Below are 20,298 nucleotides of genomic sequence, written 5' to 3'. Positions count from 1 at the left end.
GAAATTGGCAAATAGATGGAAATACTGGCCAGGTTGGTGCGCATACAAGCCAGATCCGCAAATTACTGGCGAGATATGTAAAATAAAAGCGGATTTTAATAAAATACAAGCCGAATTCACGAAAATACTGGCCGGCGGTAACGTTCAACCGATTTTGATGCGTTGGCGGCTTGGGTTGCAAAATTGGGTTTATGATCCAGATTTCAGAATTACGATCCGAATCGTAGTAAATACGATCCAAATTAAAATTTTATGAGCCAAACAAAAATTTTATCAAATAAAAGGGTGGGTCCAACATGTCAGATGCATATAGAGAAGCGGGGGTCGACGTAGAAAAAGGCTATCAAGCGGTCGACTTAATGAAAAAGCATATTGCCAAAACAAATAGAAAAGAAGTGCTTGGCGGTGTTGGCGGGTTCGCTGGTTTATTTGATTTAACTGGATTTAGCTACAAGGAACCGGTACTTGTTTCAGGAACTGACGGTGTTGGTACGAAATTAAAGCTAGCGTTCCAGCTTAATAAGCATGACACGATTGGAAAAGACTTAGTGGCAATGTGTGTGAATGACATCGTTGCACAAGGTGCACAGCCATTATTTTTCCTTGATTATATTGCATGTGGGAAAAATAACCCTGAAATGATTGAGCAAATTGTTGCTGGAGTTGCAAATGGCTGTGTTGATGCTGGTGCCGCTTTGATTGGTGGCGAGACAGCTGAAATGCCTGGTATGTATCAGGATAACGAGTACGATGTGGCTGGCTTTGCAGTAGGGATTGTCGAAAAATCCAAGCTGATTACTGGTGAACATATTAAAGCTGGTGATGTTGTGATTGGACTGCCTTCAAGTGGTATTCATTCTAATGGCTACTCGCTCGTACGTAAAATTGTGGCAGAACTTGATCTAAACGATAAGTACGAAAGTCTATCACACTCACTCGGTGATACATTACTTGAGCCAACCAAAATATATGCAAAGCCAATCCAAAAACTAACTCAATCAATAGAAATAAAAGGTGTTTCACACATAACTGGTGGAGGTTTTTATGAAAACATTCCACGCATGCTACCAGAGGGATTAGGTGTAGAGATTAACAGATCAAGCTGGAATGCACCTGCGATTTTCACATTCCTGCAAAAGCATGGAAATATTTCAGATCAGGACATGTTCGGTGTGTTTAATATGGGGATTGGCATGGCAGTAGTTATCGAAAAAGAAAAAGTTGATCTAGCGATCGATATTTTACAAGATAATGGTGAAGCTGCAGTTGTTATTGGTACTGTAACAGATCAAGAAGGAGTTCGTTTTATAAATGACTAAGGTAAAAGCAGCTGTCTTCGCATCAGGAGCCGGCAGCAACTTTCAAGCAATCATGGAAGCGAACAAACAAAATGAACTGGGCTGTGAGATTGTTTTACTCGTCTGCGACAAACCTGGGGCAAAAGTGATTGAAAAAGCCGCACATTATCATGTACAAACATGTGTCATCAATCCGAAAGCTTTCTCATCAAAGGAAGCATATGAACAAGAAATTGTCTCTGCATTGCGTGATTCGGGTATTGAGTGGATCTTTTTAGCTGGCTACATGCGAATAATTGGTCCAACACTGCTAAAGGCATATGAGGGGTCGATTATTAACATTCACCCTTCATTACTTCCAGCTTTTCCGGGGTTAGACGCAATTGGTCAAGCTTTTCGAGCGAAGGTTCACACTACAGGGGTAACGATACATTATATCGATGAAGGCGTTGATACTGGACCGATCATTGACCAGGAAGCTTTAGAAGTGCTACCAAACGATACGGAAGAGACATTAAAGCAACGAATTCAAGAAATTGAACACCGTTTATATCCAAAAGTTATTAAGCATGTACTAAATCGATAAAAGTGAGGAGTTTTTTCATGGCGAAGCGTGCTCTAATTAGTGTTTCTAACAAAGAAAATATTCAAGACTTTGCGAAAAAATTAGCAGAGCTTGACTACGAAATAATCTCAACTGGTGGAACGTTGAAAACAATACGGGAAGCTGGAATTGAAGCGAGTGCTGTCGAGGATGTTACTGGATTTCCAGAAATTCTAGATGGTCGTGTGAAAACCCTCCATCCATATATTCATGGTGGATTACTAGCTGATCGAATTAATGACAAACACCAAGATCAATTGGATAATCACAGCATTACCCCAATCGATTTGGTTGTTGTAAACTTATATCCCTTTAAAGAAACATTAGCTAACGAAAACACTACTGATCGAGATAAAATCGAAAACATCGACATTGGTGGTCCGACCATGCTACGTGCAGCTGCAAAAAATTTCTCAAATGTTACAGTAGTTGTTGATCCTGCAGATTACGATGATGTGTTAATTGCTCTAGAAAATGATCAGTTGGACGAAAATAAGCGTCGTGAGCTTGCTGCGAAAGTTTTTCGTCATACAGCGAATTATGATGCATTAATTGCAGGCTATTTTAATGAACAAATCGGTGACGAGTTTCCTGATACATATTCCGTTACGTATGAAAAAGTTCAATCATTACGTTACGGAGAAAATCCTCATCAACAAGCAGCATTTTACAAGAGTCATAAAGCTTCTTCATTTAGTTTAGCAAATGCCAATCAATTACACGGTAAGGAACTATCCTACAACAATATTCAAGATGCGAACGCAGCGTTGGAAATTATCGCTGAGTATACAGAACCTACAGCGGTTGCAGTAAAGCATATGAATCCTTGTGGTATAGGAGTTAGTGAGTCCATTAAAAATGCGTTTGAAAAAGCATATGAAGCTGATTCCATATCGATCTTTGGAGGGATTGTTGCTTGTAATCGTCCGGTTGATGTCGAAACAGCAAAGCTTTTAAGTGAAATTTTCCTAGAAATTGTTTTAGCACCAGCATTTACACAGGAAGCTTTAGATGTTTTGACAAAAAAGAAAAATATACGTCTATTGGAAGTGTCCATGAAATCGAGTGACACACCTTCGAAAAAAATAACAAGTGTCAATGGCGGTATGCTTGTGCAGGAACAGGACAATGGTGCAACCGAACAACGTGATTGGACGTATCCGACCGATCGTAAACCAACGGAAAGAGAAGTGGCTGATTTGTTGTTCGCTTGGCGAGCGGTTAAGCATGTGAAATCAAACGCCATTGTGTTGGCAAAAGATAACCAAACTGTTGGAATCGGAGCTGGACAAATGAATCGCATTGGCGCTGCAACGATCGCTATCGAACAGGCTGAAGGAAAAGCTGATGGGGCAGTGTTGGCATCAGATGCATTTTTCCCTATGCCAGATACAGTGGAAGCAGCAGTGAAGGCTGGAGTTACTGCGATTATTCAACCTGGTGGATCGAAGCGTGATCAAGATTCGATTGATGTATGTGATCAACACGGCATTGCTATGGTTTACACAGGAATGCGACACTTTAAACATTAATTTATATATGTGGAGCAGGAAATCGCGCCACAATACTGATGAAACGCGCGTTAACCTAGTTATTGCGCGAATGTACTGATTATCGCGCGGGATTATCTACCTACTGCGTGATTTTCACACGAATTTGAGGGAAATACTGTCCTGATTCCGAAAATACAAGCCGAGTTCGAGAAAATACTGGCGAGATTTGCGAAATACAAGCGGAATTAAAAAAATACAAGCCGATTTCACTAAAATACAAGCCAGCCGTTAATTCCATCAAGTGAAAATGAAAAGATTCAAAGGAGTGAGCAAATGAACGTACTTGTTATCGGAAAAGGTGGACGTGAGCATAGTATCATTATGAAGCTAGCAGAAAATGACCGTATTAATCAACTTTACGCTGCACCTGGTAACGGCGGTATTGCGGAACATGCCTCATGTATAGGGATAAACGAAACAGAGATCGATCAATTAATAAGTTTTGCAAAAGAAAATCAGATCGACTTAACCGTAGTAGGCCCAGAGAATCCACTTTTAGATGGCATAGCAGACCGCTTTCAAGCAGAAGGGCTTCGCGTATTTGCTCCTACCAAGGAAGCAGCACTATTAGAAGGTAGTAAACGTTTCGCCAAAGAGTTCATGCAAAAATATGACATTCCTACAGCAAAATATGCCTCTTTCACCGATGCAAAAGCTGCTAAAGAATACATCCAAGAACAAGGTGCGCCAATTGTTATCAAAGCAGATGGACTAGCTGCTGGTAAAGGCGTTGTCGTAGCTGAAACAGTTGAGGTTGCGCTCGAAGCTGTCGATGACATGCTTATTAATAAGGCGTTTGCCGAGGCAGGTAATACAATTGTTATTGAAGAATGTTTAATAGGTAAAGAGTTTTCTTTAATGGCATTTGTTCATGAAAAAAACGTTTATCCAATGATTCCCGCTCGTGATCATAAGCGCGCGTTTAATAATGATGAAGGACCAAATACTGGTGGTATGGGTGCATTTGCGCCGGTTGCTGATATTTCTTCGGATATTGCCAATTATGCCAAAAACGAAATCTTACAAAAGGCTGCTAACGGTATGATGAATGAGGGTAGACCTTTTACCGGAATTTTATATGCTGGACTTATGCAAACAGAGGATGGTCCAAAAGTAATTGAATTTAACACCCGATTCGGTGATCCGGAAACCCAGGTTGTACTTCCATTACTTGAGAACGATTTGTTGCAAGTCTTCCAAGATGTGCTAGACGGAAAGGATCCAAAATTGAAGTGGCATGAGGATTTATCCGCTGTAGGCGTAGTTGTAGCATCAAATGGATATCCAGGCTCTTACAGTAAAGAAGTTCCATTACCAGATGTAACAGCTTCAAAAAGTGCGTACATTGTTCATGCTGGAACCAAGATAGTAGGTAACCAGTTAGTTTCAGACGGGGGACGCGTGCTATTAGTAGGGGCAGTAGAATCTAGAAAAGAACTAGCAGCAAAAGAAGTTTACCAGACATTAGAACAATCGTTTGAGAACACAAATGGTTTTTTCTACCGCACGGATATCTAAACGCAAGCACTTTTTCCAATAATGTGGAAAAAGTGCTTGGTTTACTTTATTCAATAAAATAAGACTAGAAAAAGTAGTTTTACTTTATATCTTTAGTGTGCAAAAGTGTAAAATCGTGATAAAATTATAGAAAATATATTATTGGAGAGTTGTTTTTATGGGCGAGAACGGATACCTTTGGCGGAATCGTGAGCTACGTGAGCATGTAGCTGTCATCGATGGAAAGGTTGCGCCAACAAAGGTTTTTACGAATGGAATCTACTTAAATGTATATACAAAACAATGGCTAAAGGCAAATATATGGGTGCTAAAAGATCGAATCGTCTACGTAGGTGAGCTATTACCTGAAAATACAACAAACGTTGAAATGATAGATTGTGAAGGTCAATACTTGGTGCCAGGTTACATGGAACCACATGCACATCCATTTCAGTTATACAACCCGGAATCTCTAGCAACACATGCTGCTAAGTTCGGTACAACCACACTTGTAAATGACAATTTAATGTGGTTATTTTTATTATCTAAAAAGAAAGCGTTTTCTATCATCAATGAGTTTACCAAGCTACCAATCTCTATTTATTGGTGGTCCAGATTAGATTCACAGACGGCATTACAGGATGAGGAAGCGATCTTCAATAGCGAATCGATACTTTCTTGGTTAGATAATCAATCTGTTGTGCAAGGTGGAGAGTTAACAGCTTGGCCACGTCTATTAAGAGGTGACGAGAGAATTCTTTACTGGATGCAAGAGGCAAAGCGCTTAGGTAAGCCAATTGAAGGTCATTTGCCAGGTGCCTCTGAACTAACGCTTACACGTATGAAGCTACTTGGTGTGACAGCTGATCATGAAGCGATGACAGCCGAAGAGGCAATGCGACGCCTACGATTAGGATACAATGTTGGGTTGCGTTATTCCTCCATAAGACCGGATTTACCTGAAATTCTAGAAGGCCTGCTGGCTGAAGGTATTAAAACCTATGATAATGTAACAATGAATACAGATGGTTCTACACCTGCCTTTTATGAAAGAGGTTTAATGAATGTATGTATTGAAATTGCCATTGAAAAAGGCGTTCCACTTGAGGACGCATACCGGATGGCAACGTATAATGTTGCAAAACATTTCGGGCTGGATGATGAGCTCGGTGGTATTGCTCCAGGAAAAATTGCACATATCAATATACTAGATAATAAAGATAATCCGCATCCAGTCAGCGTATTAGCTAGTGGAAAATGGTTGAAACTAGATAAGGCTGAACAATCACTTGATTTTCAAATGGATTGGGAAAAACATGGGGTTGGCCCATTAGCATTTGATTGGGAACTTACCGAAAGTGATTTACAGTTTTCCATTCCAATTGGGTTAGATATGGTTAACGATGTCATCATGAAGCCATATGCGATAGAAACAGATGTCACATTGAGTAAGCTACCAGAACATAATGATGATGCTTTCCTATTACTGATGGATCGGAATGGAAAATGGCGAGTAAATACGACAATTCGTGGATTTACGAAAAAACTCGGAGCAATTTGCAGCTCGTATTCCACTACAGGTGATGTTGTATATATTGGTAAAAGTAAACAAGACATTCTTCTTGCTTCGAAAAGGCTTAAAGAGCTTGGTGGTGGAATTGTTGTAGTTCATGATGAGAAGGTTATTTTCGAACTTCCATTACCGCTATCTGGAATTATGTACGACGGAAAAATGGAAGACCTAATAGAAAAAGAAAAAGAACTGAAAGGTCTCCTGAAAGAATTTGGATATACGTATGGTGACCCTGTCTATGCGATCTTGTTTTTATCATCCATTCACTTACCGTTTATTCGGATTACACAGCGAGGGATAATTGATGTTAAGAAAAAAGAAGTGCTCTTTCCAGCAATTATGCGGTAGCGTATAATAAATAAAGGTAGTTTTCTAAAAAATTGTTGTTTTAAAACAAAACTCTGTAGTAATAAATAAAAATTCGCACCAGCAAGTTGGTTTCCGCTGTGGGCAGTCGCTTTCCGCAGGCAACGCTTCAGCCGCCTCGCAGATAAGGAATGCTTTTCCTGCAGGAGTCGACTGCCCTCTGCTCCAACCAACTATCGAATGATAGTCATTGAATTAAATAAAGATACAATAAAAATGAGGCGGTACACAAGTGCAGGAAATACACGAAGACTCCTGCGGGAAAGCGAAGTGATGAGACCCCACAGTGAGCGTTCTTTGCGAACGAGGAGGCTCAGCGCAAGCCCGCGGAAAGCGAAGTGTATTTCCGGAACGGTAGTTCCAAAAAAAGCAACAAAACTTAAGAAAAGGGCATAAATAAAAAGGGCGTGGGGGATTATGAATAAACTATTCTTTTATTTACTAGTAGTATTATTGGTACTGCTTGTTGGGTGTACAAAAGAAGAAAGTGAAGCTTCAAATAACGGCGAAAAACAAAATGCAGTGGAACAAAAAGCAAATACACCAGATTCAAATACTTCAACCGAATACGTTTATCCGTTAACTGGAACGGCTGCAGAAAATCAAGTGACGAACCGACCAATTGGCATCATGGTAAACAACCATACGAAGGCTCGCCCTCAAACTGGACTATCGAAGGCTGATATTGTGTTTGAGATCCTGGCAGAGGGTCAAATTACGCGCTTTTTAGCAATCTTTCAAAGTGAACTTCCTGATGTTGTAGGGCCAGTTCGAAGTGCTCGAGAATATTTCTTTGAATTAGCGAATGGTTATGATGCCCTGTATGTTTACCACGGTGCAGCAAACTTTGTAAATGACATGATCAAGGAGCGGGGTATTGACCACTTGAATGGCTCATTGCACGATAATGATGGACATCTTTTTAAGCGAGAAAGCTTTCGCAAAGCACCGCATAATTCCTACGTTCAGGTTGGAGCAATCTATGAAGTGGCAAAATCAAAAGGGTATTCGGTAGAATCGAATAAACAACCGTTACCATTTTTAACAGAAGCTGAGTTAGATGAAATTAGCGGAGACCCTGCATCACATGTGCGAATTGTTTATTCCGATCAACCGATGGAGATTGTTGGCTATCAATATAATGCCGATTCAGAGAAATATACACGCACGAGCGACCAAGAACAAACGGTAGAATTGAATTCTGAGGAACCAATACTGCTAGATAATATTTTCATTGTTAAAACTGATCACAAAGTAATTGATGACGCTGGCCGCCGTGCAATCGACCTAACATCTGGAGGCGACGGATTTTTGATTCAAAAAGGAAAGATTCAACAAGTAGAATGGAAAAATCAAGATGGTCGAATCATTCCTGTAAAGGATGGCGAACCTGTGGGACTAGTTCCAGGCAAAACGTGGATCAATATCGTTCCGTTAAATACACCAGTAAAGGTCACAGAATAAACGGGAGGGGAAAACGTGCAAATTGATAAACTACGAGGAAAGCAGCTGGACCAATTATTTGATGGCATACTATCCTTAAAAAATCGTGAAGAATGCTATCAATTTTTCGATGATATAGCTACAATGAGTGAAATACATTCGATAGCCCAACGGTTACAGGTTGCAAAAATGCTGTCGGAAGGGCTTACGTATAGTTCCATTGAAAAAGAAACAAAAGCATCAACCGCCACTATTTCTAGAGTTAGACGATGTATCAATTACGGAAGTGATGGTTACAAAATGGTATTGGATCGACTGGCTGAGGAAGATAAATAAGACTGGTGTCATGGCCTGAGTTGCGAACTTGGGTCTGTGGCAATATTCTATTTCACTTATAAGAACAATTATTAAATTCATTTAGATACTTCATTAATCCCTACAGTTAACTTAGTCAGAAGTACCTTTCAAATTTATTATTCGGAAAGATATAATAACCGTGATTTCCAACAATTACAAAGAATTATGAGGAATAAAAAAATGAGTCAGATGTAAGTTGATAACTTTGCAATCTTATAAGGGATTTTCTTAAAGTGCAAAAAAATTTATACATAATGTGTATACGTATACACAAAATAACAAAAATGTTGTATACTAATAAGTAAGAAGTGAAGAAAATAATAAAACATATTGATTTGGATAAATTATAAATCAGAGGTGAATAACATGAATATTAGTTCAGTAGTTGCAGGCTATGTAAGTAACTGGTTAAAGTTGCATAAAAAATCATATCAGTGGTTAGCAGACGAATTAGGAGTTAGTAAATCTCTAGTTCAACATATGATTAACGGCAATAGAATTTTTACGTCTGAACGTATTATTCAGGTGGCGGAAATACTTGGTGTATCTGTGGATGAACTGATACATGAGAAGGAAGAAGCTAAGGTATATACTGTTCAACTAAGAGGGAATATAACCACCAGAGCAGGAGAAAGTGCTTTGCAAAACGTTATTTTTTCCTGTTTAAAAGATGACGAAATTAAGTATGCAAATGAGATTAGTAAAACGGGATTAAAGGTTTAATGTGATGGGATACCAACAGACGACCAAGGCTGATCGGGTAGGTGAAGCTTTTGCTCTTCAAGTAATAAGTGAACATTTTGGTGCGGAAATATTCATCGGGTCCAGTATTGAAACAAAAATTGAAGAATTCGCTTCAGTGGTTTATAAAGAAATAGAGGATCCTGAATTTTTTGGAGCTACAATTACAATTAAGCGTGGTAGTGAAAAATATGTATTGTTAAATTCGTGTAAATCATTAAGGCTAAGGTACTTTACAGCTTCTCATGAGCTGTGGCACGTATTAGACATAAATGCAATGGTAAAGGATGATATAGACCATGAAAGGGCGGCTGAGAGGTTTGCCGCAGCTTTGATGTTGCCAGAATCATTGGTTCGTTCTTTAGTTCGATCATTACAAGAGGATACTAACAAAGAAACTGCAGAAAAAAGAGTTGTTATACGTATAGCAGATATATCATCAGCCCCTTATGTAGCTGTTGCAAAAAGATTAGTTGAGTTAAATTTAACAAATAATAAAAAACTAGCGGATTTCTCAGAAATTGACTGGATAACAATGCGTGATGAACTAAACGTTGTAGAAAGCCCGTTGGATAAGCCGTTGTTTATTAATCGATTCACGGATTATGAGGAACGAATTTCAGAAGAAGTTCAAAAAGGATATTTGGATTATCTAGAAGCTTCCAAAAGATTAGCAAATGTTTCCCCTGAAAAATCAGTTGATTATGCTGAAAAACGTTCAGCTAAATCTAAAAAGGTTCTACAAGAGATAGAAAATGATGATGACGATGATTTTCTCGATGAACTATATAGAACAAAGGGTTCAGTAAAATGACAGTACGCAGGGGGAAAGTAATTGTCGATACAAATTTACTAATGCAGGCGATAGACTTTAGAAAATGTGATGTCTTTGATTGGGTAGACAACGTATATGAAAATATTAATATCCATATTGAGGTAGTGAATGAATTTAAGGTTGAGTCTGAGAGGAATTTAATCCTTGATGAGATTAAAAGAAGAGATTGGAGTTTATTTGACCACAACGAAGAAAGTTGTTTGCCAGATGAGCATAAACTACTGTATCGGAAATATGTAAATGAGGTAAAGGAAGGATTTGAAAATTTAAAGGCAAAAAAACAAGAAAAAGGAATGGTGCCGAAAACAAGCAGTAATATAGGTGAAATTCATTCCTTAGCTTTGGCTCAGTTAATATCAGCGAACATAATTAGTAGTAATGATTTTGAGATACGTGAAGTAATTTCGGATGAAAACATTCAAGTTTATTCAGCAGATCTTAATAAAGAAATCCCCATAGAACAAGATACCATAGAAGACTTTTGTGTTTTTTGCGTACAAGATAGTGTAGCAAAACCTAGTGATGTTATAAAGTTTTTTAAGGTATGTCATAGTAATGATACTAAAGAAAAATTAGATAAAAAGTTAAACACGTTAAAGGATAGATTAATTGAATACCTTAAATAACTTCTAGGGATACAAGTCTAAATGCAGATTTGTATCCCAAAATTTTTAATAACCTTTTTAACATTCCTAATCAGACGTCCCATTCAAAATCGAATATTAAATGATTTAATGATAAAAAGTATAATCGAAGACAAATGAAGAAATACTTGTCAAACTATAAAAAAGAACGTATATTCGATAGTGGAGCAGGTGTAATATATTGCAATTACGAAATTCATTCAGTTAATAAGCAAAAATTAGAAGCTGGTTTTCGATCTTTCGTCAGTAGTGTACTCACAATTGTTGGATAAATAAATCTATTACAAAAGGCATCCCTAAAAATCCTCTTTCATACAACCTTTATAATATAACTAAACTTTTTCATCAAAATATCACCCCACCACCTAATTTCAACTACAGATTTTTGCTATAATGAAATAATGGAATATAATGATGGAGGATTTTTATTTTGCAAAACGCATTGAATAATTTTAATCATATATTTAAGCTTGATCCAGCAAAGGAAATTTCGGATGAAGACCTAGATAAGGTTTGTGAATCTGGTACGGATGCAGTTATGGTTGGTGGAACAGACAATGTAACATTAGATGGGGTATTAGATTTGTTATCAAGAATACGCCGACACTCCGTGCCATGCATTTTAGAAGTTTCTAATTTAGAAGCTATAACACCAGGATTCGATCACTACTTTATCCCAATGGTGATGAATAGCCAGGATAAAAAATGGATGATGGATATCCAACATCAAGCGATTAAGGAATATAAAGATATCATGGATTGGGATGATATTTTTGTGGAAGGGTATTGTATTTTGAATGAAAATGCAAAAGCCTTTACTCATACAAACAGCCAACTTCCAAGTGATGAAGATGTTACGGCATATGCGTACATGGCTGAACACGTTTTCCACTTGCCGATATTCTATATGGAATATAGTGGTACATACGGTGATCCAACTCTGGTTAAACAGGTGAAGGAGCAGCTTGATAACACAACCCTTTTTTACGGTGGTGGAATTGAAAACAGCTTTCAAGCAGCTGAAATGAAACAATATGCTGATGTAATAATTGTTGGAAACAGCATTTATACGAATCTAAAAAAAGCACTGAAAACGGTTAAAGCCGTGAAAGATATAGAAAAAGATAATTAAGGTGGTGTCGTTGTGAGTCAAACGATGGGCGACTTACTAAAAGGATTAAATAACGAGCAGCAACAGGCTGTGAAACATACAGAAGGACCACTATTAATAATGGCGGGTGCTGGAAGTGGGAAGACACGTGTGTTAACACATCGTATTGCTTACTTGCTTGGAGAAAAAGAGGTTTCCCCAAGAAGTATTTTAGCGATAACGTTTACGAATAAAGCGGCTCGCGAAATGAAGGCGCGCGTGCGTAAATTAGTAGGACCGGAAAGCGAACAAATTTGGGTGTCAACGTTCCACTCCATGTGTGTCCGGATTTTACGACGAGATATTGATCGGATTGGTTATAATCGAAATTTCACTATTTTAGATAGTGGTGATCAGCTATCAGTGATTAAACAAATCCAAAAAAATCTTAACATTGACCCAAAAAAATTCGAGCCACGGGCAATGCTCGGAGCAATTAGTAATGCTAAAAATGAGCTGGTGACACCAGAGGAATTTAGTAAAAATGTCGGTAATTTTTATGATCGTCAAATCGCCGATATCTATGTGTCGTATCAAAAAACACTACAAAAAAATCAATCCCTCGATTTTGATGACCTGATTATGCAGACCATTCACCTGTTTAAACGTGTACCAGAGGTTTTAGAATATTATCAACGACGATTCCAGTATATTCATGTTGATGAGTATCAGGATACGAACCATGCACAATATTATTTAGTAAAACAGCTTGCATCACGTTTTCAAAACCTTTGTGTAGTAGGGGATTCTGACCAATCCATTTATCGTTGGCGTGGAGCAGATATTACAAATATTTTATCGTTTGAAAACGATTATCCCGCTGCAAAAACTGTTTTCTTGGAGCAAAACTATCGCTCGACAAAGGCTATTTTAGAAGCAGCAAACAAAGTGATTCAGAACAACCCTGGTCGCAAACCGAAGAATTTATGGACGGATAATGAAGACGGAAACAATATCTATTATTACCAAGGCGGAACGGAGCACGAAGAAGCGTTTTTCGTTACGAATAAGATTCAACAACTATCACAAGAGCAAGGATACTCACCAAAGGATATCGCAATTTTATATCGTACCAATGCCCAATCCCGTGCCATAGAGGATACGTTAATGAAATCAACTATTCCATATCAGATGGTTGGGGGAACGAAATTCTATGAGCGAAAAGAAATCAAGGATATGGTTGCCTATTTGCGTCTAATTACGAATCCAGATGACGACTTAAGTTTTGAACGTGTCGTGAATGTGCCAAAGCGTGGTATTGGAAAAACATCTGTTGACCGAATTCGCGCTTATGCAGCTGAACATGGAATTTCTTTTTATGAAACTGTGAAGGAAATTGATTTTACTGGAGTATCAAAAAAAGCTGCCCAGGCACTAGCTGAATTCGGTTCATTAATTGGATCACTATCACAGCAACAGGAATTTTTAACAGCTACGGATATGGTTGAAGCTGTATTAAAGCGGACAGGCTATGAAGAATCGCTCCAGCGTGAAAATACGATTGAATCTCAGAGTCGGTTGGAAAACTTAGAGGAATTCATGACTGTTACACAGGACTTTGAGGAAACAAGCGAAGAAGATAAAACACTGGTTACCTTCTTAACCGACCTAGCATTGATCGCTGATATTGATCGGGTCGAAGATGATGAAGAGGTATCAGATGAAAAGATTACCTTGATGACGCTTCATGCTGCGAAAGGATTGGAGTTTCCAGTCGTTTTCTTAATTGGAATGGAAGAAAACGTATTTCCACATAGTCGCTCCATGTTTGATAACGACGAAATGGAAGAAGAGCGCAGACTAGCCTATGTAGGTATTACACGAGCTGAAAAAGAATTATATTTGACCCATGCAAAAATGCGCACACTATTTGGTAGAACGAATATGAATCCAATTAGTCGTTTTATTAGTGAGATTCCAAGTGAACTGATTGATGGAATGGAAGAGGCGCGTGCTGCAATGTTCGGTGGCCGACGCAATGTTCAGGATGAACCAACACCAATTAAACGAAAAGCACAACGCATGCAAACGACAACAGGTGCAGAGAATGAGACATGGAAATCTGGCGACAAGGCATCACATAAAAAGTGGGGTGTCGGGACAGTTGTTAAGGTTCAAGGTGAAGGTGATGGGATGGAGCTTGATATTGCTTTTCCTGCACCAACAGGAATCAAACGTGTATTAGCAAAATTTGCTCCAATTACGAAACAATAGGAGGTGCCACAGCAATGGACAAACAGCAAGCACAAGAAAAAATCGCCGCGTTAAGTGAATTACTTAACCAGTATAATTACGAATACCATGTGTTAGATAAACCAAGTGTGCCAGACTCTGAATATGACCAGAAGATGCAAGAGCTCAGAAACTTAGAGGAAGATTTTCCGGAATTCATAACACCGGAGTCGCCTACACAACGCGTGGGCGGTGAGCCACTTGACGCATTCCAAAAAGTTCAGCATAACGTTCCCATGTTAAGTCTAGGGAACGCATTTAACGAAGGAGATTTACGTGATTTTGCTCGGCGAGCTGCTGGCGGCACTGATGAGGAATTAACTTTCGTATGTGAATTGAAAATTGATGGACTTGCTGTATCCCTGACCTATGAAAATGGTAAGTTTGTACGTGGGGCAACTCGTGGTGATGGTACAACTGGTGAAGATATTACGAGTAATCTGCGAACCATTAAAAGCATCCCATTAACGATAAAAGAAACAAGTACAATCGAAGTACGTGGGGAAGCGTTTATGCCACATAAATCATTTTTGGCACTAAACCAGAAACGTGAAGAAAAAGAAGAAGAGCCATTCGCTAATCCACGCAATGCAGCAGCTGGGTCGCTCCGACAATTAGATCCGAAAATTGCTGCAAAGCGTAATCTTGATATATTTTTATATGGAGTGGGAGAATGGGAAGCAGGATCCCTGTCCTCGCATAGTGAACGACTAAACTATATGAAAGAATTAGGATTTAAAACAAATCCTGAGTGGAAAAAATGCAACACAATCGAAGAAGTAATCGAATTTGTAACGTATTGGGAAGAAAATCGTCCAAATCTAAGCTACGAAATTGATGGAATCGTCATTAAAGTGGATAGTTTAGATCAGCAGGAAGAATTAGGATTTACCGCAAAAAGTCCACGGTGGGCGATTGCATACAAATTTCCAGCTGAAGAAGTCATTACAACGCTTCATGATATTGAACTAAGCGTTGGTAGAACAGGAGTTATTACGCCAACAGCTATTCTGGAACCTGTTAAAGTAGCGGGTACAACCGTCAAACGAGCTTCATTACATAATGAAGATTTAATTCGTGCCAAGGATATAAAATTAGGTGATACCGTTGTAATTAAAAAAGCCGGAGATATCATTCCCGAGGTTGTACGGGTTGTGGAAGAGAAGCGGACTGGATCAGAAAAGGACTTTCATATGCCTGAGAATTGTCCAGCCTGTGATAGTGAGCTTGTCCGATTAGAGGAAGAGGTAGCATTACGTTGTATCAATCCTAACTGTCCTGCCCAACTGAAGGAAGGACTAATTCATTTCGTTTCTCGGAATGCAATGAATATTGATGGGCTAGGCGAAAAAGTGATTATTCAACTTTTCCAAGAAAAACTCATTCACACGATTGCTGATCTATATCGCCTGCAACGGGACGACTTGTTACAGCTGGAACGAATGGGAGAAAAATCAGTAGATAATCTGTTGAAGGCCATTGAAACGTCAAAGGAAAATTCTCTGGAAAAGCTACTTTTCGGACTAGGTATCCGTTTTGTTGGTTCAAAAGCCGCTAAAACGTTAGCAGCTCATTTTGATACGATGGAAAAACTAATGAATGCAATGTATGAAGACTTAATTGAGATTGACGAAATCGGGGACAAAATGGCCGATTCGATCGCACAATATTTTTCAGAAGAAGAAGTAATAGATTTAATTAACGAATTAAGTGATCTACATGTTAACATGACATATAAAGGTCCAAAAAAACAAAATATTGAACAAGATACAATTTTTTCTGGGAAAACGGTTGTATTAACTGGAAAAATGGAATCATTTACACGTCCAGAAGCAAAAGCAGCCATCGAGCAATTAGGTGGAGCGGTCACAGGAAGTGTAAGTAAGAAGACAGATTTTGTCATTGCAGGAGAGGATGCCGGTTCCAAGCTAGAAAAAGCTGAAAAACTTGGCATTACCATTTGGAACGAACAACAGCTTAGAGAAGCCTTAGGTGAGTAAGGAGTGGGGAAAGTGAAAAAAATAGCTATTTGGTTAACAGGTGCACTTCTATTCATGACAAGCTGTTCACCAAATATAAATGAAGAAGAAGTGGTGAAAAAGGAAGACGAGACAGCCAATCAAGAAAAATCGATCGTTCCTAGCTACCAGCTTTCAGAAGAAAATTATAAAATGGTTCTTCCATATAAACCTAGTGCAGCACGCGGGCTAATCGTTAATCAGGTTGGTAACCGATTAGATATTGATGAAATGGAAGAGGGGTTACGGAGGCATTCGAAAGAATACTTTGATCCAAGTAAGCTTTATTTTCAGGCAGGTCAACAGTTGTCAGAGGATGTCATATTGAGTTGGCTTGTGCGTGATTTGACAGAAAAACAACTGGATCAAGCGGTAGAAGAAAAAGTTAATAGTATTGATGATGAGGTAAGTGAAGAAAGACGTGCGGAAATAAGGAAGAACATTAAAGAAGAATCTAGTGTGGCATTGAATCCTGCTTTACCAGGTGCTGCCAGTGAAGGGGGAGCACCAGAAAAAGCTTACCGTGAAAATCCGAAGTATCTTTCCCATATTTTAGAACAAAACTTTTTGATAAAGAAAAAGGATAACACTGTGCAATTGGCAGGTATTTCGATAGCTCTCGCCTTGAAGTCAGAATACCGGTTTCAAGCTATAAAAGACGGCCCATATTTATATGAGCAAATTAGTAAAGAAGAAATGTTGAAGCAAGGAAAACAAATGGCCCAAACAATTTTAGAACGCATACGCAAAATGGAAGGGCTCCAAAATATACCAATTATGTTTGCTTTGTACAGAGAGGAATCTCAAGGTTCACCTATCCCAGGAAACTTTGTTGCTAACACATATGTAAAAGGCGGAGACATGTCAATTGGTGATTGGGAGAAGATTGAGGAAGAGTATATTTTATTTCCATCAGACCAAGCGGAAGAAAAATATTACGATGACTCACAGTTGGTTTCCAATTTCACTAATGAAGTGGCACAATTTTTCCCGAATTATGTTGGTGTAATCGGAGAAGGATTTTACATTGACGGTGAACTGAAAAAGTTAACATTAGAAGTACCGATTGAGTTTTACGGTAAAGGAGAAGTAATAGGTTTTACACAGTATGCCTATGGATTGGTAAAAGAAATGTTCCCGAATTACTTTGACCTTGAAATTAAAGTATCCTCAAGCGCGAAAATGGAAAGTTTAATCTACCGAAGCGCTGGAGTTGAGGATCCAACTGTTCATATTTTTCATTAGAATATTCTAAGGTTTTTCATCAGGTTTCGCTGGTGAAAGCCTTAGACTTTTTATTATGTTCACTTATTTAACACGTCGCAAAGCTAGTAATAAAAGAATGGAGATTTAGCGGACACCAGAGCCGTTATTCATACCAAAATAGGTCAAATGTGCAAGTTAGCGGACTCAGGATTCGTTATATAAGGGGAAAATGGAGATTTCAATGTGTTTTTGCCTAATAAGGTATCCTGTGTCCGATTAACCCATAAAACAGGTATGAAAAGTGAAAATAAGGTATCCTGTGTCCATTTCAGGGATGTATCTGTCTCTATGATTTAGAAGAATTACTTCTTAATGGAAGTGAGTGAGAACTTGATTTACTAGAAGATAATCCCACTTTTCTAAATTTGGGTAGATTCATTGAACTGTTGAACTTATTAGGTTAAAATGATGGGTGGAGATACTCCATCATGCTAGTTGTTAGAATAGTATTTATAATAGCGTTGTATACTGAAGTACCGTGAATAGCCACGTCCAGCTTCAGTGCCCATTGGCTATTGCCCTTCCGGCACCTCCTTACGATAAGTCAACATCGATTCTCTTATCAAAGGACTGCCGACTAAATACGGGCTTGCCGCCCAACGTCGGCATACCCCTTTTGCAGGGGCATGTTTCCTTTATCTCATATGGAGGAAGTTCGATTAAAACCGCCACTTTGCGAGGCAACATTGAACTACCCACATTGTGTGGGTGCAGGTCATACGCCAATAAACGGGCACTTACGCTTTTGTGCTATGAAAACGCAATCATGGAGTAAATTGCTTAATTATCAAGGAGGTTTTTTTTCATGGTAGTACCGTACAAACACGAGCCTTTTACAGACTTCACAGTAGAAGAAAATAAAAAGCTTATGCTAGAAGCAATTAAAAAGGTAGAAGCTGATCTTGGTGGAGAATATCCACTTATTATAGGTGGGGAACGCATTACAACAGAAGATAAAATCGTTTCTGTTAACCCTGCTAACAAAGATGAAGTAATTGGGTACGTTTCAAAAGCTAATAAAGAGCTAGCTGAACAAGCAATGAAAGTTGCGGATAGTAAGTTTGAAACGTGGAGAAAGTCAGACCCTAAAATGCGTGCTGATATTCTATTCCGTGCAGCGGCAATTGTGCGACGTCGTAAATTTGAATTTACAGCACATCTTGTAAAAGAAGGCGGAAAACCATGGAAAGAAGCGGATGCAGATACTGCAGAAGCAATCGACTTCCTAGAGTATTATGGCCGTCAAATGCTTAAATTCAAGGATGGCGTAAAAATTGAAAGTCGTCCGATTGAATATAACCAATATAACTATATTCCATTAGGTGTTGGTGTCGTTATTTCACCTTGGAACTTCTTATTCGCAATTATGGCGGGTACAACAGTTGCAGCAATGGTTACAGGTAACACTGTCCTACTAAAACCTGCAAGTTCAACTCCAGTAATTGCATATAAATTGATGGAAGTACTTGAAGAAGCTGGACTTCCAGCTGGCGTAATCAACTACGTACCTGGATCAGGTAAAGAAGTTGGAGACTACTTAGTTGATCATCCTCGTACACGTTTTGTAAGCTTCACTGGTTCAAGAGATGTTGGTACTCGAATCTTTGAACGCGCGGCAAAAGTACATGAAGGTCAAAAATGGCTAAAACGTACAATTATCGAAATGGGTGGTAAAGATACGATTGTTGTGGACAATGAATCAGATCTTGAATTAGCTGCTCAATCAATTGTACAATCTGCATTCGGGTTCTCTGGTCAAAAATGTTCAGCATGTTCACGCGCAGTGATTCATGAAGATGTTTATGATCAAGTGAAAGACCGTGTAGCAGAATTAACAAAAGAATTAAGTGCTGGAGATCCATCTGATAATTCTCATTTCATGGGACCAGTTATCGATCAAGGTGCTTACGATAAAATTATGGACTACATCAAGATTGGAAAAGATGAAGGTAAACTACTTGTTGGTGGAGACGGAGATGACAGCAAAGGTTGGTTCGTAAACCCTACTGTATTTGCTGACGTTGATCCAGAAGCTCGTATCATGCAAGAAGAAATCTTCGGACCTGTTGTTGCATTGACAAAAGCGAAAGATTTCAATCATGCAATCGAAATTGCAAACAATACAGAGTACGGTCTAACTGGAGCAGTTATTACAAATAACCGCGATCATCAAGAAAAAGCTCGTCAAGACTTCCATGTTGGTAACCTATACTTCAACCGTGGCTGTACAGCAGCAATCGTTGGATATCAACCATTTGGTGGATTCAACATGTCAGGTACAGACTCAAAAGCTGGTGGACCAGACTATCTAATCCATCACATGCAAGGTAAAACTACTTCAGAAATGTTTTAAATTGAAAGGCGAAAGCGACTGCAAAGCTTCGTACAAATAGATAGGCATATGAAAAGTAGGGTGTACTTTCCCTACGTTCATCATGACTAACTATTTGCTAGACGCTAGGAGCTGTAGCTAGACAAAAATAAGTGAGAGTAAATACTTTGTCGAATCTTGGCAGTAGGAAAGACCTAGTACGAAAAATGACCTTTTTTTGCATATTTTATTGCAAAAAGAGGTTTTTTTTCGTACATTTAGGAAAGTAGGAAAGTTTTTGGTGGTTTAAACAGGGTTTTACCCCCTCAACTTTCCCAATATGAATTATCTGAAATTATGGTATCATATAAATATACCAATTTCACAAGGTAATTCATCCCGATATATCA

16 protein-coding genes are annotated in these 20,298 nt (G+C 38.7%); all 16 read left to right on the top strand.

The features are described from left to right. Window positions 1–4: 4 nt before the first annotated feature. The 16 genes from ACY9Z2_RS14260 to pruA all read left to right on the top strand — a co-directional run bounded on the left by ACY9Z2_RS14260 (window position 5) and on the right by pruA (window position 19,930). Window positions 5–256: a hypothetical protein gene (locus tag ACY9Z2_RS14260; protein ID WP_463610324.1), complete on the top strand. Its 252-nt coding sequence runs from the start codon at window positions 5–7 to the stop codon at window positions 254–256. A gap of 40 nt (window positions 257–296) precedes the next feature. Beyond that, window positions 297–1,319, top strand: coding sequence for a phosphoribosylformylglycinamidine cyclo-ligase (purM, locus tag ACY9Z2_RS14255; protein ID WP_463610323.1), 1,023 nt, complete (start codon window positions 297–299; stop codon window positions 1,317–1,319). Continuing rightward, entirely contained in the window at window positions 1,312–1,884 is a 573-nt protein-coding gene (purN, locus tag ACY9Z2_RS14250; RefSeq protein ID WP_463610322.1) for a phosphoribosylglycinamide formyltransferase, read from the top strand. Before purM ends, purN begins: the two co-directional genes overlap by 8 nt. Window positions 1,885–1,901: 17 nt before the next feature. Further along, window positions 1,902–3,434, top strand: coding sequence for a bifunctional phosphoribosylaminoimidazolecarboxamide formyltransferase/IMP cyclohydrolase (gene purH / locus ACY9Z2_RS14245; RefSeq protein ID WP_463610321.1), 1,533 nt, complete (start codon window positions 1,902–1,904; stop codon window positions 3,432–3,434). 294 nt (window positions 3,435–3,728) lie between these two features. Continuing rightward, window positions 3,729–4,973, top strand: a complete 1,245-nt coding sequence (gene purD / locus ACY9Z2_RS14240; RefSeq protein ID WP_463610320.1) for a phosphoribosylamine--glycine ligase — start codon at window positions 3,729–3,731, stop codon at window positions 4,971–4,973. Between the two features lie 157 nt (window positions 4,974–5,130). Further along, window positions 5,131–6,873, top strand: coding sequence for an adenine deaminase C-terminal domain-containing protein (locus ACY9Z2_RS14235; protein ID WP_463610319.1), 1,743 nt, complete (start codon window positions 5,131–5,133; stop codon window positions 6,871–6,873). A gap of 435 nt (window positions 6,874–7,308) precedes the next feature. Further along, window positions 7,309–8,355, top strand: a complete 1,047-nt coding sequence (locus tag ACY9Z2_RS14230) for a DUF3048 domain-containing protein (protein ID WP_463610318.1) — start codon at window positions 7,309–7,311, stop codon at window positions 8,353–8,355. A gap of 15 nt (window positions 8,356–8,370) precedes the next feature. Beyond that, window positions 8,371–8,670 carry a YerC/YecD family TrpR-related protein gene (locus ACY9Z2_RS14225; RefSeq protein WP_463610317.1) on the top strand — a complete coding sequence of 100 codons (300 nt, stop codon included), beginning with the start codon at window positions 8,371–8,373 and terminating at the stop codon, window positions 8,668–8,670. Window positions 8,671–9,057: 387 nt separating this feature from the next. Continuing rightward, window positions 9,058–9,414 (top strand): helix-turn-helix domain-containing protein, encoded by a 357-nt coding sequence (locus ACY9Z2_RS14220; RefSeq protein WP_463610316.1) that lies wholly within the window; start codon window positions 9,058–9,060, stop codon window positions 9,412–9,414. 4 nt (window positions 9,415–9,418) lie between these two features. Continuing rightward, window positions 9,419–10,246 (top strand): ImmA/IrrE family metallo-endopeptidase, encoded by an 828-nt coding sequence (locus ACY9Z2_RS14215; protein ID WP_463610315.1) that lies wholly within the window; start codon window positions 9,419–9,421, stop codon window positions 10,244–10,246. After that, window positions 10,243–10,893 (top strand): hypothetical protein, encoded by a 651-nt coding sequence (locus tag ACY9Z2_RS14210; RefSeq protein WP_463610314.1) that lies wholly within the window; start codon window positions 10,243–10,245, stop codon window positions 10,891–10,893. Before ACY9Z2_RS14215 ends, ACY9Z2_RS14210 begins: the two co-directional genes overlap by 4 nt. 448 nt (window positions 10,894–11,341) lie before the next feature. Then, window positions 11,342–12,043: a heptaprenylglyceryl phosphate synthase gene (gene pcrB, locus ACY9Z2_RS14205; protein WP_463610313.1), complete on the top strand. Its 702-nt coding sequence runs from the start codon at window positions 11,342–11,344 to the stop codon at window positions 12,041–12,043. 24 nt (window positions 12,044–12,067) lie between these two features. Next, complete coding sequence (gene pcrA / locus ACY9Z2_RS14200) at window positions 12,068–14,275, top strand: DNA helicase PcrA (protein ID WP_463610386.1); 2,208 nt, start codon at window positions 12,068–12,070, stop codon at window positions 14,273–14,275. Window positions 14,276–14,289: 14 nt separating this feature from the next. Then, a complete protein-coding gene (ligA, locus tag ACY9Z2_RS14195) occupies window positions 14,290–16,293 on the top strand; it encodes an NAD-dependent DNA ligase LigA (protein WP_463610312.1) in 2,004 nt (667 codons plus the stop codon). 12 nt (window positions 16,294–16,305) lie between these two features. After that, window positions 16,306–17,556 (top strand): CamS family sex pheromone protein, encoded by a 1,251-nt coding sequence (locus tag ACY9Z2_RS14190; RefSeq protein WP_463610311.1) that lies wholly within the window; start codon window positions 16,306–16,308, stop codon window positions 17,554–17,556. Window positions 17,557–18,382: 826 nt separating this feature from the next. Continuing rightward, the gene (pruA, locus tag ACY9Z2_RS14185) at window positions 18,383–19,930 is read left to right on the top strand and encodes an L-glutamate gamma-semialdehyde dehydrogenase (RefSeq protein WP_463610310.1); all 1,548 of its coding nucleotides are present in this window, start codon (window positions 18,383–18,385) and stop codon (window positions 19,928–19,930) included. Window positions 19,931–20,298: the final 368 nt, after the last annotated feature.

The sequence above is a fragment of the Virgibacillus sp. GM2-2 genome (assembly GCF_055329585.1).
The sequence above is the reverse complement of the archived record's forward strand: the minus strand, read 5'-3'. Positions and strand labels throughout refer to the sequence as shown.